This window comes from Citrobacter sp. MGH103, from assembly GCF_001034475.2.
GTDB lineage: Bacteria > Pseudomonadota > Gammaproteobacteria > Enterobacterales > Enterobacteriaceae > Citrobacter > Citrobacter freundii.
This window is the reverse complement of the sequence record NZ_CP073043.1, coordinates 1518307-1534519: the sequence shown is the minus strand read 5'-3', so window position 1 is coordinate 1534519 and position 16213 is coordinate 1518307. Positions and strand designations below refer to the sequence as shown.

Sequence of the window (16213 nt, the reverse complement as noted above, 5' to 3'; positions counted from 1 at the left end):
TGCCTTATCCATTCACCGAATGAAACGCTGTTTTTTACCTCAACGGCGTAAGTATAGTCAATCTCTGTTTACATTTTGAGCGCGAGCCATACATTCAGTGCGGATTCATCCTACCTTTGACCTCATGAATTCAGGTCAGTTTCCCCAATATTCCAGAATCTTTCACTGTGTGCCGCCATCTGCAATAACTGCTCACACGGCGCAAACCGCGAGCCGTATTGCGTGGTCAGCCGTTGCAGAGTCGCAACCACTTCTCCCGCGCCGAGTGAATCCATATACCGGAACGGGCCGCCGAGGAATGGCGGAAAACCAATACCAAATACAGCGCCGATGTCGCCATCACGTGCGCTACGGACTATCTTCTCGTCGAAACAACGAGCTGCTTCATTGAGCATTAACATGACGCACCGCTCTGCTACCTGCGCAGCGGTAAGTCGGCCCTGACCCTGAACGCCAATAAGCGTATAAATTGCAGGGTCGACCTGTTTTTTGCTTTTACGCCCTTTCACACCATAAAGATAGAAACCCCGACCATTTTTTCTACCTTTGCGATCGTCATTCAAAATTGAAGCAACAACATTTGCAGGCGCGCTAAAACGTTCTCCGTATGCAGCCTCAAGCACTGGTATAATTTTAGTGCCCGTATCAATTCCGACCTCATCCAAAAGTTGGATTGGCCCAACTGGAAAACCAAACTTAACCAGCGCGGCGTCTATGGTTTCGACCCGCTCGCCCTCGGTCAACATACGAATCGCTTCGTTAATGTAAGGCGCTAAAATGCGGTTAACGTAAAAGCCGGCCTTATCTCTGACCACTATCGGCGTTTTGCCCTGTTTTTTCGCTAACTTAACGGTAGTTGCAATCGTCTGCTCGGAGGTCGTGGCATGTGGGATCACTTCGACCAACGGCATTTTTTCCACCGGACTAAAAAAGTGTAAACCAATCACTTGTTCAGGCCTGGTAGCATTCGCAGCAATATCGCCAATGGGCAAAGATGAGGTGTTAGAAGCAAAAACGGTATGAGGTGCGCAATTTTGCTCAACTTCTGCCACCATCCGTTGTTTTAGCGACAAATCTTCAAACACGGCTTCAATAATCAAATCGCGATGCGCAAAGCCACGGTAGTCGATCGATCCCGAAATCAGCGCCAGTTGTTTATCGCGTTCGCTGGCTTTGATATGACGGCGACGAACCTTCGTTTCAAGCTGATCCCAGCTATACTTCAGCGCATGGTTGATTCCCTTAGCGTTTATATCTTTGATGCGCACAGGCAAGCCGCCTTTACAGGCCGTCACATAAGCAATACCGCCCCCCATCAGACCGCCGCCCAAAATGCCAACGCTGTCCAGCGGGCCGGGCTTCGCATCACTTCCCGGATCCTTTTTCACGTCGGTGTTGGCAAAAAAGATGTGCCGTAGCGCCTGAGACTGGGATGTCATCGCCAACTCACCAAACGCGCGGGCCTCTGCGTCGTAACCACTACTGCTGCCTTGCGCTAGCCCGGTTTCGATGACCTCAAGGATACGTTCTGTTGCAGGGTAGTTACCTTGCGTTTTTTGCGCCGTCTTTTTACTGGCCATGCGGAACAACAGCGCCCGCCCCAGCGGCCCCGCCAACACTCGCTCTCTCACGGGCAGTGTTCGTTGCGCAGAACTGTCCTTTTTAGCCAGTTCAACGGCCGCTTCCAGCAAAATGGAATGCGGTACAACCTCATCCACTAAACCAACTTTCAGCGCCTGTTTTGCGCGTAATTGTTTTCCGGTGAGGATCATATCCAGTGCGGTACTGACGCCAATCAGGCGCGGCAGCCGCTGCGTACCACCGGAGCCGGGCAACAAGCCAAGTTGTACTTCAGGTAAACCCAGTACGGTTTTAGCATCATCGGTACAAATACGGTTGTGGCACGCCAGCGCCATCTCCAGGCCACCGCCGAGGCATGCACCATGAATCGCGGCGATAACCGGGATCGGTAAAGCATTAATTTCAGCCATCATCTGCTGCCCCTGACGGGCCAGCGTTTCGGCTTCCTGCGCGCTGCGACAGCTACCAATCATGTTGATATCTGCCCCGGCAATGAAGTTATCGGGTTTAGCCGAAATAAACACCACACCACGCAATGCTTTGTTATCGCGGATTTGTTTCAGAATGGCCCGCACCTGAGAAGCAAACTCTGCTTTCAGGGTGTTCATTTTCTCTCCGGGCACATCAATGGTGACAACAGCAACGTTATCCAGACGTACGTTTAGTGTAAAAGCCGATGTCATTTCCATTATTCCGCCTCCAGAACCATTGCCGCACCCAGACCACCAGCTGCACAGGCTGTCACTAAACCAAAACCGCCGCCACGACGACGCAGCTCATGGAGGGTTTGAGTGATCATGCGCGCACCGGTGGCAGCAAAGGGGTGTCCATAGGCAATCGATCCGCCCAGCACGTTAAATTTACTGTCATCAACCTCGCCAGTGGCATGCCCCCTGCCCAGCACGTCGCGGGCAAAACGTTCGCTACCCAACAGCTGAAGATTCGCCAGCGTTTGCGCGGCAAAGGCTTCATGCATATCGATCAGGGTTAAATCTGCCATCGTCAGACCGGCTCTCTCCAGGGCAAGCGGTGTTGACCACGCCGGTCCCAGCAGCATGTCCTGCCAGACATCGATGGCGGTAAAAGCAAAACTACGCAAGTACCCCAGCGGCACCAGCCCCAACTCTTTCGCACGCGACTCTGTCATCATGATCACGGCGGCTGCGCCGTCCGTTAGCGGGGTACTGTTTGCCGCGGTGACGGTGCCGTGCTTGCGGTCAAACGCCGGACGTAGTTTGGCGTAATCGGCCAGCGTAGAGTTACCGCGAATGTTGTTATCTTCTGAAAAAGGATCTTTAAACGGTGGCGCGTAGGTAGTCATTACCTCATCTGCCAGCTTTCCTTCAGCCCATGCCTGAGCGGCACGCTGATGAGAGCGGTGCGCCAGAGCATCCTGCTGCTCTCGGGTAATACCATAGGTTTTGGCCATTTGCTCAGCCGTATCCCCCATACGCAAACCGGTAGAATACTCGGCGACGGCTGGCGGCACAGGCATCAGGTCACGTAAGCGCAATCGGGAAAAGAGTTTAAGACGTTGACCGGTTGTCCGGGCCTTATTGACATCCACCAGCACCCGCGCCAGCTTTTTACTAACGCCAATAGGCAAGACTGACGAGGAGTCCGCACCACCCGCAATTCCAGCACGAATAGACCCCGCCATCAGACTTTCCGCGACATTCGCCACCGCCTGGAAACTGGTCGCGCAGGCCCTGCTCACGCTGTATGCATCGGTATGTACATTCATGCCGGTTCCCAGCACAATTTCACGAGCAATATTTGGTGCTTCAGGCATTTGCACCACCTGACCAAAAACCAGTTGCTCGATCACATCGGCAGGAATTTCGCTGCGCGCCAGCAGCTCACCGACGACCATTTTACCTAAATCAACGGCGGGAATGCCATGAAACGCGGTAGCCTGACGAGCAAATGGCGTACGCAATCCACTTACAATGGCAATACGGTCGCCCTGGCGGGTAACCAGCGGTAAAGCCTGACTCATAACACTCCCCTGTAAAAAAATAAAATAAGTGGTCTGACCTGATCATAGTCTTAACCAATTTTTTACATTTAGCCAAGCGGGGAGAAAAGAAAGTGGGAGCTAAGACACAGTGAATAATCACTGACAGTTACGAAAAAGCCCTTGCTATCAGATAGCAAGGGCTTTTGCAGAGGGGATTAACGCAGGCCCAGCTGGAAAATCAGCGTTTCAGCTTCACAGGCAAAAACAAAGTCGATATCCAGACGCACACCTTCTGACACTTCAGTAAAGGTCGAAGTGATTTGGCAAGGCTCAGATTCCACGCCACGTGCCTTTTCAGTCAGAGCGGCCAGTGTTTCTTCTGCCTCTGCGCGATTCGCGAACACACGGCTGTAGGACGCGGTGCAATCGGAGTTGTCCATGATGGTGCCAACATCCATACAGCAGCAAACCGGGGTTTCATCAGCACTGCATTTACTCATTGTAGATTTCCTCTGTATTCGCACCTGAGGTGCCAGATAAACGATAGGGATATTTTACGCTCCCATTATTCGCCTCTCCAGTCGTTAATTGTACGAAATGCGATAAGTGACCGAAATCACACTTAAAAATGATCTAAAACAAAAATCGCCCAAACAGGTGAGTGCGCACCTCCGCAATTTTGCCAGCTGGATCGCGTTTCTCTGATCAAATTTGAAAATATTTATAAACATACTTGCAACATTCCAGCTGGTCCGACCTATACTCACGCCACTGGTCTGATTTCTAAGTCGTACCTCAGACCCTACACTTCGCGCTCCTGTTACGGTATGTAACATTGTTTGTATAAAAATAAATCTATGAGGTTATGGTCATGAGCCAGAAAACCCTGTTTACAAAGTCTGCTCTCGCAGTCGCAGTGGCAATTATCTCCACACAGGCCTGGTCTGCAGGCTTTCAGTTAAACGAATTTTCTTCCTCTGGCCTTGGCCGGGCATATTCGGGTGAAGGCGCAATTGCAGATGATGCAGGAAACGCCAGTCGTAACCCGGCACTGATTATGATGTTCGATCGCCCTACTTTCTCAGCAGGTGCGGTGTATATCGATCCAGACGTTAATATTTCCGGTAAATCGCCATACACCGGACGCAGCACTGATGCGGACAACATCGCGCCTACGGCGTGGGTTCCCAATGCTCACTTCGTGATGCCTATCAACGAACAGTTTGGTTGGGGTGCTTCCGTTACCTCAAACTATGGTCTGGCTACCGAATTTAACGACAGCTACATCGTTGGTGAATACGGCGGTAAGACCGACCTTAAAACGGTCAACCTTAACCTGAGCGGTGCCTACCGTCTGAATGATAGCTGGAGCTTCGGTCTCGGTTTTAACGCCGTTTATGCTGATGCAAAAATTGAACGTTATTCTGGTGAGCAAACGGCTGCATTACCGAAGGTCAGCAACAAAATTGCCAGCCTGAAAGGGGACGAATGGGGCTACGGCTGGAACGCCGGGATTTTGTACGAACTGGATAAAAATAACCGTTATGGTTTAACGTACCGTTCTGAAGTTAAAATTGATTTTGATGGCGATTATAAGAGTGGCATCCGTACCCAGGCGAACGCCATACCTGGCGCTGGCACTACATTCCCATGGGGAACGACCAATGCCACCGTCCCGGGTTCTCTGACGCTTAACCTGCCTGAAATGTGGGAATTGTCAGGTTATAACCGTATTGCACCACAGTGGGCTATCCACTACAGCATGGCCTATACCAGCTGGAGTCAGTTCCAGGAGCTGAAAGCAACAGGTTCCAATGGACAGACACTGTTCTATAAAGAAGAAGGCTTCAAAGATTCTTACCGCATTGCATTGGGTACGACTTACTATATGGATAAAAGCTGGACGTTCCGTACCGGTATTGCTTATGACGATAGCCCGGTTCCAGCAAGCAAGCGTTCCATCTCGATTCCGGATCAGGATCGCCTGTGGTTGAGTGCAGGTACAACTTATGCGTTCAATGACGATGCCTCTATCGACGTCGGTGTGTCTTACATGCACGGACAAAAAGTAACAGTGCAAGAAGGCAACTATACTTTCGACTCTGAAGGTAAAGCCTGGCTGTTTGGTACAAACTTCAACTACGCATTCTGATTTTCTTCATACGTAAAAAAGGTGAGCTTTTTAGCTCACCTTTTTATTTGCCCAATTCCTTACTCAGAATCGATCTCTTTTAAATCGTCCTGAATGTCTTTCGCGTTCGGGTTTTCTTCTGGTTTGAGTTTCCCACCGTTCGCAATAAAGTCATGACGCTGGAAGTAAGCTTCACGCACCATAATGTAAGGATCGGAAGACTGACGCAGCAGACCGTCAGAATCGAGCAATTGCGCGCGAGTTTCAATCCCTTCAACCGTCCATTTGCCTATCGACAACGGCCAGGTCAGCCAGGACAGTACCGGATACAGGGTATCGACCATATCGCCGCCGTCATCACGCAGTGTGAAACTACCGTAGAACGGAAGCTGCATATACGGCCCGTAACCCACGTCATAGTGGCCTAACGTACTGCCAAAGCGGTGTGGTTCAACGCGCTGCAACTTCGGATTAGCCATACCTGCCACATCGATAAAGCCGCCCATACCTAACAGGGTATTCAGGAAAAAACGGGTAAAGTGCACCATCCCCTGATAAGGATCGCCTTGCAGGAAATAGTTGACCATGACGGCCGGTTCTTCAAGGTTCCCCGTAAAGTTGCTTAAACCATTACGCGCCGGCTGCGGAACATAATCACGCCAGGCCACTGCTACCGGTCGAACAACATAGGGATCCAACACGTTAAAGTTGAAGTTGTACATGGTACGGTTGAACCCTTCAAATGGGTCCGAACGCCCCTGCTGCTCAGTACCGGAGCTCGCACACCCCACCAAAAGTGTGGTTCCCAGCGCAAGCGCCGACAGGCGAAGCTTCATAAGTATCTCCCTGTGTTTTATGGCTATCGCTGATTGCCATCCATGACGGAACGATGACGTATCCGCCTGTTTAGATGTGAGCGATTGTAACAGCACGTCAAATGATGTCTATATACCCTGTCTTACTGATTTGATCATAGCCTGGTAATACGTACTCCGCGGCGGTTCTATTCTAACTAACCCGATAAAAACAAACGTTACCATTTTTGCTATCTCAGACTTTCTCCCGCTGATTTTCAGACAAAAGCCGCTACGCTTTAGCAATACGTGCTTATTCAGGATTCGGCCATGAATGACATCAAGAAAGATAAGATTGATCGACACAGCGACGAACTCGAAGTGGAAAGCGATGAAAAACTAACAGGGAAAAAGATAGAGCTTGATGAGGACAGACTCCCCTCCCGCGCCATGGCGATCCATGAACATATTCGCCAGGATGGGGAGAAAGAGATGGAGCGCGACGCAATGGCCCTGCTGTGGTCAGCCATCGCAGCAGGACTGTCGATGGGCGCCTCGCTACTGGCTAAAGGGATTTTTCACGTACAGCTGGAAGGTGTGCCAGGGGGATTTTTACTCGAGAACCTCGGTTATACTTTCGGCTTTATTATTGTCATTATGGCCCGCCAACAACTCTTTACCGAAAATACCGTCACCGCCGTACTGCCGGTGATGCAAAACCCTACCCTCGGCAATTTTGGCCTGTTGATGCGCCTGTGGAGCGTGGTACTGCTGGGTAATATTATTGGCACCGGGGTTGCAGCATGGGCGTTTGAACATATGCCGATTTTTGATGAAGAGACCCGCGATGCTTTCGTCAAAATTGGCATGGATGTGATGAAAAACACTCCTGTGGAGATGTTTTCCAACGCCATCATTTCTGGCTGGTTAATTGCCACGATGGTGTGGATGTTCCCCGCTGCCGGGGCGGCAAAAATTGTGGTCATTATTCTGATGACCTGGCTGATTGCGTTAGGTGATACCACGCATATCGTCGTTGGCTCCGTGGAAATTCTCTATCTGGTCTTTAATGGCACGCTGCACTGGAGTGATTTTTTCTGGCCCTTTGCGCTACCAACGCTCGCCGGGAATATCTGTGGCGGAACGTTTATTTTCGCGCTGATGAGCCATGCGCAGATCCGCAATGATATGAGCAACAAACGCAAGGAAGAAGCCCGGTTACAAGCAAAGCGTGATGAGCAAACGCAGAAAAACCAGAAAAAACAGGCCTGAATGGTGACTGTTTGAGCAGTCGGGCGGCCTGAGACTTACCGTTGTGAGTAAAAAACGCTATACTCGTGCCGCTTCGTCCCCTTAGTTAAATGGATATAACGAGCCCCTCCTAAGGGCTAGTTGCAGGTTCGATTCCTGCAGGGGACACTCTGAAATTAATGCATCCTGTTTAAATCCAATCAATTACCAGCCAGTTCATCACTGGGCCAGGCGGTAGAACGGCACATTCCTCACTGTTGCAGTAAGATTGTCGGACACCATTGTCTGCTTGGTAGCTATCCGCATCCCTGCTTTTCTCAGCCTCAACACATCAGCGGCAATACGCTGGCTGCCAAACCAGAAAAGCCCGTCCAGCGCAGTGACATCAAGGCCCGATTCAAGTGCCAGCTTCAGACGTTCGCGTGGTGCTTTTACTGTTTTAGCAATCTGCTGATATGGCGCTTCGCTTGAACCTGCAGGGCTAATGCGCCGGATTCGATGCGACAGGCGGTACTGAAATTCATCCGGTATCCCACCGAGACTCGCTTTCAGGCTGTAAACACAACCAAAGCGTTTTCCGTTAAAGATGACGTTTTTCTGACTAAGCTGCAGCTCTTCACGCACGCTGGCAATCAGTTGCGGGGTACGGAGTAATAACAGGCGGAAAGGCAACTCAAAACTGGTCACGTAATCCACATTCAATAAAGCAATACGCAGACGCTCTTGCGGTCCCGCCTTCAATTCGCGACATTCAGTAATAACATCAGCCCACTGGCCGGTAAGGCGGGAACTCTCAGTCGCCTCAGTAAAGCTGTATTTTTCAGTCTCATAATCAATACGTTCAGTCACACGGAATTCCCTTCTGGCCACATCTCGGTATCGGTTGTTCACTTTACCAGCGACAAGATTGCTATGTCAGGAATCTTTTCTTAACCCGCCCAATATTTGCTTCATACCATCACACTAAGATGACGACAACTGACCGATCCGGCGCGTTTACCGGATCGGTACAGCGGCGTCATGTCAGACAACAAAACGATTGACCAGCCCCTTCATGGTGACCGACAGATTGTCCAGCCGCTGGCTGTCGCTCGCGGCCTGAGAAACCAGCGCCGCATTTTGCTGCGTAACCTGCTCCATCGGTCGCAGAGCTTGGTTTATCTGGGTTACCCCTTGCGACTGTTCCGTCGCCACACGCGCGATATCCGCAATATATTGCTTCATACTGGTGGTATTGTCCGCTGCCGCTTCCAGCGCGGTAGCAGACGCCGTGACCCGCTCAACGCCCTCACTAATTTTAACCATATTCTGCGCAACCAGCTCGCGGATCTGGTTAGCTTCTTTGGCGCAACGCTGCGAAAGATTCCGCACTTCACTGGCCACAACCGCAAACCCCCTGCCCATCTCTCCTGCCCGCGCAGCTTCCACTGCCGCATTCAGCGCCAGTAAGTTAGTCTGAAACGAGATATCATCAATTGAGGTCACAATATTCGATATTTTCTCACTGGAAGCGCGAATATCCCCCATACTCTGGTTCGCCGCAGAGGCAACGTTACTGGCCTGTCGGACCTCTTTTTCCAGCCTGATTGTCAGATGCTCCGCTTCGCGGGCATTATCCGCTGTTTGCGTAATCGCAGTTGATAGCTGCTCCATACTGGCCACGGCTTGTACTATTGATGCAGCCTGTTCATCTGTACGTTGAGCCAAATCCTGATTTCCCACCGTAATACTGCTGCTGGCATCGGACAAAACCACGGCACCTTGTTTAATCTCCTGTACGATATGCTGAATACTTTCCAGCATCGTGTTATAGGCACGATTAAGTGAGGAAAGCTCATCTTTACCCGGCGTCGCCAGACGTTGAGTCAGATCGCCATTCATCCCCGCAATCTTGCGCAGCGTGTCGCTGAATTGGCGATGCATATTGATTGCGATGGCTCCAGCGAAGGTCAATGATGCCAGTAGCGCTAACAAGCTGACGACCATATATATTTGCCAGTTTTTTCGTGCATCCTGCGCGAGTTTTTCTGCATTCGCCAACAGAAGATTTGCCGTCACATTTTCTATCTGCCGCATCACTTCAATACGCTGGGTTTGTACTTTGAACCAGGTAGTAGGATCGACACCAAATCCACCGTTCTCGACATGATTAAACGCGGTTTCACGAAATGAGAGGGCTTTTGACGCTTCTGCAGATTGTAAGCGATTTTTCAACATGGCCGCCTGTTCCGGCGAGCTCAGGCGCAACGATTGTGCCAGCCAGACGTTCTGTTTACTGACGACATCACTGAGCTGATGTAACTGTCCGTCGGCGAAATGACCGGAGGAAAAGATATTTGATAACAGTGCCCGTTCAATACCCGCTTGTTCTTTCAAATTCAGCAGATTGTAGTAGGCGGCGAATGCGTTTGCCATTTCGCCAGAATCCGTCAACTGCCCCAACTTGCCGACAAAACTCAGCACATCAGCAATGACGTTGGTGTAAAACTTAACCACATCTGCGGCCGGAAGCCCCAACTGCGTGATATTTTCCCGGATGGTGGCGAGCGAAAGAATGTTTTTCTTAAACGCAGCGACAGAGGTAGCAACATCCCCTTCCGGTAATGCAGTATCGGACAACGAGCGCACGAATACCTCGATCTCGCGATCGGTCAAAGCCCGCTGTGCGTTTAACTCATCTTTAAACGTAGTCCCTGCAGCCCCCAAAAATCCGACACTCATTCCCCGTTCTTTTTGCAGTTCATGCACCACATTTCCGGCACTGCGTGCGAGCGCTGTCAGTTGGGCAATATTCTCCATCTGCCGTTCTGTCTCAATGCGCGTCAATATTCCTGAACCTGCAAACCAACACAACGCCAGTAATAGTGGTTGTAGCGCGATTATTAACTTCATTTTCATCGGCATTCGATAAACCCACCACATGCCACTTCCCTCCATTGTCCATATTTTCATTATGGTTATCGGCGTAAAGAAGCGGCTCTTTAAATTTGAGCAATGGGCAACTGTTTGTTTTTTAGATTAAATATTTACCAGAATAACTCTATTTAATTACTTCAATCAGAATAAAACGCTGACTAATGTGAATCTGCAAACCTATGCTCCATTTTATTAACTTATTCGGCATATTATTTTTTATTAAAAAAATCAGGTAATCATCAACTGATTCAGCAAGGGAGAGAGACTCAGGACAGTGATAGCAGTCGAGATAACAACCGTGACTGCGGCCATCATTATGGCGTCCCGCCGAACGTTAAGGTTATAATCCTTACAACGATTTTTTGGATTAGAAGCGACAATGACAAAACTTACCCTACAAGAACAGATGCTTAAAGCGGGTCTGGTCAGCAGCAAAAAAATGGCGAAAGTGCAGAGAACGGCGAAAAAATCGCGCGTTCAGGCTCGTGAAGCCAGAGAAGCGGTTGAAGAGAATAAAAAAGCGCAGATCGAGCGTGATAAGCAACTCAGCGAACAACAGAAGCAGGCCACGTTGTCTAAAGAGTATAAAGCGCAGATCAAGCAACTAATTGAAATGAATAAAATCACCATTACCCGTGGCGATATTGGTTACAACTTTACTGACAATAATCTGATCAAAAAAGTCTATGTTGATAAGGTGACTCAGTCTCAGTTGATCAAGGGCCGCCTGGCTATTGCCCGTCTGACGGCTGAAAGTGGTAGCGAGAGCGAATACGCCATCATTCCGGCAGTCGTCGCCGACAAGATTGCCCAGCGCGATGCAAGCTATATCGTGCTTAATTGCGAACTGAGCCAGGAAGCTAAGGATGAAGACGATCCGTATGCTGATTTTGTCATTCCTGATGATCTGATGTGGTAAGCAAAACCCCTCAATAATCACCCGGAATTTCGTCACATATTTCGGTGAACGCTCACGCCGCCACCGAAATACTGTCAACGCCTCTTCATCCCCACATTCCGCCTGCTAAAACTTATAGTGTTCTTTGCTCAGTCCGTATTTTCTCATGCGTAAATAGAGTTTTTTACGCGGGATTTGTAAATACTCTGCGACTTCATTAATACGCCCCTGATGGATATTTAGCGCTTCAGTAATGATCTGCCGCTCGTACTCGTCGACCCGACGATCGAGCGGTGTCGGTTGAGGCAAATGCAGTTGCGGATTCGCGGTTTCAGCCAGTGGCAATAGCCCAACGGCAAAAAGTTCGGCGGCATTGGCCAGTTCCCGAACATTGCTTAACCACACGCGACGCCGCATACCTTTTAGTAATTCCCCGTCAACCTCAGGCACAGGATGGTTCAGACGCAGACAGGCTTTCTGCAGATAATGGCGAAACAGCGGTTCAATATCATCCGGGCGCTGAGACAACGGCTGGCAACCAATTTGCGTCATCGCAAAACAGTAATAGAGTTCGGCCACAATCTGGTTGGTTGCCGCCAGTTCCACCAACGAAGTGGCGCCAATGCCAATTAAGCGAAACGGACGTCGCTCCTGACTTTGCAAATGCACCAACTGGTGTTGCTGTTCACGCGTCAGGCACTCAATATGGCTCAGAACCAGCGTTCCCCCTTGCGCCTGGGCAATAAGGTCATTGAGTTGTTCCGAGTTCCCGGGCGTCAGTTCACCGCGAATAAACGCGCCTTCAGCGCTGCGCCCAAGTTGATGTAAATAACGGGCCCCGGTCATACGCCCGGTTCCCGGCTCGCCATAAAACCAGACGGCAATATCCGTTTCCGCCAGTTGCCGTAAACGCTGGCGATACTGATTAACCCAGTCACTGTAACCGACCAGTTCAACTTGTAGCTTTTGCTGGCAATAGTGACGACGTGCAATCACAGATTTTCTCTGACGCAACGCATCCTCTACCAACACCAGCAGTTTGCCAGGATCAACCGGTTTTTGCAGAAAGTCCCACGCCCCTTTCTTCACCGCGTCCACCGCCATCGGAACATCGCCATGCCCGGTGATCAACAGGATCGGAAGCTGATTGTCATCCTGATGAAACAACGTCATCAGGTCGATTCCGTTACAGCCAGGCATACACACATCGCTCAGGACAATCCCTGGCCAGTCGGCCTGCAACCAATTTCGGGCATCAAAAGGGTTACTGCATGCGAATACATGATATCCCTCCTGTTCAAGCAACAGGGTGTAAGCGTCGAGAACATCGGCATCATCATCAATAAGCAGAACAGAATATTCATCACTCAACATCGTTTACATCCGTCAGATTAAATTGCAGAACGACGCAGGCATTGCGCCCCGGGGTCGACGCCAGGCGCAGTTCGCCGTTCATTTGCATCATTAACGATACACAAATCGATAAGCCAATACCGAGGCCAACATCCTTACTAGTGGTAAACGGTTTTAACAGTGATGGTAATAATGCCCCAGGCCAGCCGGGGCCATTATCGCTGATAAAGACGCACAACCGGCTGCCTTCGGCCTGCCAGTGAACATCTATTTTCGCCGCAACCGGACAGGCATCCAGCGCATTTGCCAGGACGTTTACCAGCACCTGCTGAATACGCACTTCATCACCAGCCACCCACACGCTCCGGTCTGGGAGCATCAACGTACCCTGCTGTGGCTTATGCCGCATGGACAACAGTTCCCAGGCAGCGTTGAACGTTTGTCGGAGATCGACCGGATGCAGAGGCGTATCTGGCTCGGCCCGGCGCGCAAACTGACGCAGCGAACGGATAATGGCATCAATGCGAGTAATCAGTCCCTCCGCTTTGGTTAATGTGCTTCTGGCCTGAGCGGATTGCCCCTGTTCAATTGCCCTCCCCGCCGTAAACAGGTACATCGACAGCGCATTCAGCGGTTGATTAATCTCGTGCGCCAGCGTGGTCATAGTCTGGCCGACCACCGCCAGTTTTGCGGTTTGGATCAGCTCATCCTGCGTTGCGCGAAGATCGGATTCAATCTCTTTGCGCTCGGTCACTTCCTGCTCCAGCTGATTTTTTTGCGCACTCAACTGGCCCAGAGTATGGCGCAGCAAGCCTGCGATACGCCCCAGTTCATCGCGTCCATATACCGGGATAGTGGCATCCGTTCTGCCAAGACCAATTTGCACCACGGCCTGGTTGAGCGCAGTAAAACGTTTCACCAGACGCGAACGAATGAAGTAGTGATTAAGCCCCCAGGCGAGAAGTAGCGCCAGCAGCGTCGCCAGCAGGATAAGTCCACCGCTGACACGAACAATTTGTTCCAGCCGTTGGTTAAACGTCTGCATTTGCTGATGGCTACTCCCCAGTTGCGCTTCAAGCAGTGTTCGAAAGCGCCCAAGTGTGGCCTCTCTGGCATGGCTGGCATCAACGAGCGCTTTTTGCGCGGCGACATAATCGCGCATGGTATCGGGCATTTTATTTTTCATCATCCCGATTTCCAGCAGCTCATCGATAGTTTGTCGCAGTGTGATAGTGCTGGGCCAGTCATCAAGGGTACGGATATTTTCATCCGCCGTTTTCTTCAGATTTTCCAGGTAGCGGATGTGATTCTCCACCAGCATTCCGTCGTCGCTACCCGATTTCAGTTCATTAAGCCTGTCGCGTAAATCATCAACGATCTGGTTTTCAATTCTTGCCAGGGTGTAAACCTGCTGCTGCTCGTTTTGCACCTCTCGGGCACGTTTGAGATACAGCGCCGCATCACCATTTTTGGCCTCGATTTGATCCAGCAACGTCCCCTGCTGCCAGGTAAAATCCTGCACCAGTGAATTCAGCTCAGTAGTAAAATCATCATGTAGCCAATCAATGCGCGCGGAAAGTTCGCTCACTTTTTCGCGTACAAGGAACATGTTGTAGAGCACCCGGTCCAGTTCTGCCATCAGCGCCCGGCTGTCTTGCAAAATCACCGCCAGCTGCTGCTGTTCTGCTGGTTGTAACCCCCTGCTCAGCACTTCGATTTTATCCAGATGCGAGATTATCTGATTGCGCAGTTGCAGCCTTACCGTCGTATTGGGAGCCAGCAGGAATTCATTAAGCTGGTCCACAACCAGGTTGAGATTCCCTTCAATCAAAAAAGCGGAATGCACGCGCGGGAAGTAATCATCAAGCGAATAGCGTATCTGCGAGCTCTGCTCATGCCAGGAGTACAAACTGACGCAGCTTACGCTCAACGTCAGTAATGCGCCCGTCAGAAAGGCTCCTCGCAGACTGCTGCTGATGCTGAGCTGACGCAGACGGTGCAGTATCGATCCACCTTTCATTTTAATTCTTCCAGTTTTGATATCGCCTGACGCTGATTTTTAAGAAACCAGAGCTGCCACTCCATCATCTGCTGTTCGGCAATGCTTTTATTATCAAACTGCGCAAGCCAGGCTTCATCTTCACTACTTTTGGCATCTATCGGAACGCTGGTCAGTAAGGCTCTGATTTCGGGTAGCGGGCGTTTCAGGCGAGCTTCCGCACTGTATAGCGCCCGCCATGCATCCTTTAGTTGCGCAAGACGAAAACTGATTGCGGTATCAAACATCCGCTGCACCAACTGTTGCCGCTTAAGGATCAGCCGATAATTAAGCGCAGGCTGGTTCATTAAAATAGCCTGCTGAGCAGCGCGGGGATTATCAGATGCGAGCTGCGTTACCGGGTATTTCCCCGTATTAGCATCCGCAAGGATCCGCTGTCCCTCCGGGCTTAACAAATAGCGGATAAAACGACGCGCTTCATTGGGGTGCTGGCTGTTATTGAGAACAGCAACATAGGTTGGCGATACTGCCGAGCGTGGAAAATAAGTAAACGCCAGGTGAGGATCGTTAAGCAACAAGTTGGCATAATTATCAATGACCGGCCCCGCAACGCCAAGGCCGCTCTTAATTTTGTCGGCTACGCCAAAACTGCGTGATGAAATCGTCACCAGATTTCCAGCACTCGCCAGTAATGTCGCCCAGCCCTCTTCCCACCCTTTTTGCTGTAGCAACGACTCAACCATCAGATGGTTGGTATCGGAACGCGAAGGGCTACTCATTAACAAAGCGTTCTGATATTTAGGATGCGTTAAATCCCCCCAGTCAGCAGGAGGCGACAAATGACGCGCCGCCAGCGCAGAACGGTTAATCAACAGGCCAAAACCAGATATCGCAACAGCCACGGAGGTAGAACGAATCGAGTCCGGCACCAGCCGCTGGCTTTCCGGCAGCACATTATCGAAGGGCGCCAGCTTCTGATGCTCCTGAAGATGCTGCAACAGCATGGGCGACGAGGTCAAAATCAAATCGACGTTCTCCGCATTGGCAGTATCAAGCAGTTGTTCCAGTGAACTGCTGGTCCGGTTTAATGTGCGAATCATCACCGACCCCGGTTCCGTCTGCCAACGCTGAATAATCCAGGCCGTTGCCCCCGGTGAAAAGGTTGTTGCCATTACCAGCTCTTTACCCTGCGCCAGATAACTCACCGACAGCGACATAAAACAGAGCAAGATCGCCCAACAACGCCCCCGGCCCAAAAGTCTGTTTGTGATCCCGTTCATAAATACCAACATGTGCAAAAAATAATATTGAGACAAAACTTACCCGTTTA

At 50.6% G+C, this 16213-nt stretch carries 12 protein-coding genes and 1 tRNA gene; 4 read left to right on the top strand and 9 right to left on the bottom strand.

All coding sequences use genetic code 11. The features are described 5' to 3' along the window. Positions 1–122: 122 nt before the first annotated feature. From fadJ to SK33_RS07235, 3 genes are all read right to left on the bottom strand, one after another. Positions 123–2270, bottom strand: a complete 2148-nt coding sequence (gene fadJ, locus SK33_RS07245; protein ID WP_032949707.1) for a fatty acid oxidation complex subunit alpha FadJ — start codon at positions 2268–2270, stop codon at positions 123–125. Continuing rightward, positions 2270–3580 (bottom strand): acetyl-CoA C-acyltransferase FadI, encoded by a 1311-nt coding sequence (gene fadI / locus SK33_RS07240; RefSeq protein WP_003028183.1) that lies wholly within the window; start codon positions 3578–3580, stop codon positions 2270–2272. The genes fadJ and fadI overlap by 1 nt, the downstream gene beginning before the upstream one ends. A gap of 176 nt (positions 3581–3756) precedes the next feature. Then, positions 3757–4041 (bottom strand): YfcZ/YiiS family protein, encoded by a 285-nt coding sequence (locus SK33_RS07235; protein ID WP_003028186.1) that lies wholly within the window; start codon positions 4039–4041, stop codon positions 3757–3759. A gap of 371 nt (positions 4042–4412) precedes the next feature. Here SK33_RS07235 and fadL point away from each other — a divergent pair, with 371 nt between their 5' ends. After that, positions 4413–5693 carry a long-chain fatty acid transporter FadL gene (gene fadL, locus SK33_RS07230; protein ID WP_003028188.1) on the top strand — a complete coding sequence of 427 codons (1281 nt, stop codon included), beginning with the start codon at positions 4413–4415 and terminating at the stop codon, positions 5691–5693. Positions 5694–5752: 59 nt separating this feature from the next. On the opposite strand, the gene mlaA is transcribed toward fadL, so the two are convergent. After that, the gene (gene mlaA, locus SK33_RS07225) at positions 5753–6508 is read right to left on the bottom strand and encodes a phospholipid-binding lipoprotein MlaA (RefSeq protein ID WP_003028190.1); all 756 of its coding nucleotides are present in this window, start codon (positions 6506–6508) and stop codon (positions 5753–5755) included. A 288-nt stretch (positions 6509–6796) separates the two neighbouring features. Here mlaA and SK33_RS07220 point away from each other — a divergent pair, with 288 nt between their 5' ends. Then, the gene (locus SK33_RS07220) at positions 6797–7738 is read left to right on the top strand and encodes a formate/nitrite transporter family protein (RefSeq protein WP_046670109.1); all 942 of its coding nucleotides are present in this window, start codon (positions 6797–6799) and stop codon (positions 7736–7738) included. 75 nt (positions 7739–7813) lie between these two features. After that, positions 7814–7885 (top strand) — tRNA-Arg (locus SK33_RS07215). 51 nt (positions 7886–7936) lie between these two features. On the opposite strand, the gene SK33_RS07210 is transcribed toward SK33_RS07215, so the two are convergent. Together SK33_RS07210 and SK33_RS07205 are read right to left on the bottom strand one after the other, a co-directional pair. Then, positions 7937–8566 (bottom strand): DNA-binding protein, encoded by a 630-nt coding sequence (locus SK33_RS07210; RefSeq protein WP_003028217.1) that lies wholly within the window; start codon positions 8564–8566, stop codon positions 7937–7939. Positions 8567–8740: 174 nt separating this feature from the next. Further along, positions 8741–10639: a methyl-accepting chemotaxis protein gene (locus SK33_RS07205; RefSeq protein ID WP_048218344.1), complete on the bottom strand. Its 1899-nt coding sequence runs from the start codon at positions 10637–10639 to the stop codon at positions 8741–8743. Between the two features lie 373 nt (positions 10640–11012). Here SK33_RS07205 and SK33_RS07200 point away from each other — a divergent pair, with 373 nt between their 5' ends. Then, positions 11013–11552 (top strand): DUF2058 domain-containing protein, encoded by a 540-nt coding sequence (locus SK33_RS07200; RefSeq protein WP_003839289.1) that lies wholly within the window; start codon positions 11013–11015, stop codon positions 11550–11552. A gap of 105 nt (positions 11553–11657) precedes the next feature. Here the strand turns inward: SK33_RS07200 and pgtA are convergent, their stop codons facing one another. The 3 genes from pgtA to pgtC are packed head-to-tail and all read right to left on the bottom strand — an operon-like array spanning position 11658 to position 16100. Further along, the gene (gene pgtA / locus SK33_RS07195) at positions 11658–12905 is read right to left on the bottom strand and encodes a two-component system response regulator PgtA (protein ID WP_003028223.1); all 1248 of its coding nucleotides are present in this window, start codon (positions 12903–12905) and stop codon (positions 11658–11660) included. Beyond that, positions 12895–14889 carry a two-component system sensor histidine kinase PgtB gene (pgtB, locus tag SK33_RS07190; protein ID WP_171858318.1) on the bottom strand — a complete coding sequence of 665 codons (1995 nt, stop codon included), beginning with the start codon at positions 14887–14889 and terminating at the stop codon, positions 12895–12897. The genes pgtA and pgtB overlap by 11 nt, the downstream gene beginning before the upstream one ends. Positions 14890–14900: 11 nt before the next feature. Then, positions 14901–16100, bottom strand: coding sequence for a phosphoglycerate transport regulator PgtC (gene pgtC, locus SK33_RS07185; RefSeq protein WP_113772684.1), 1200 nt, complete (start codon positions 16098–16100; stop codon positions 14901–14903). Positions 16101–16213 lie beyond the last annotated feature (113 nt).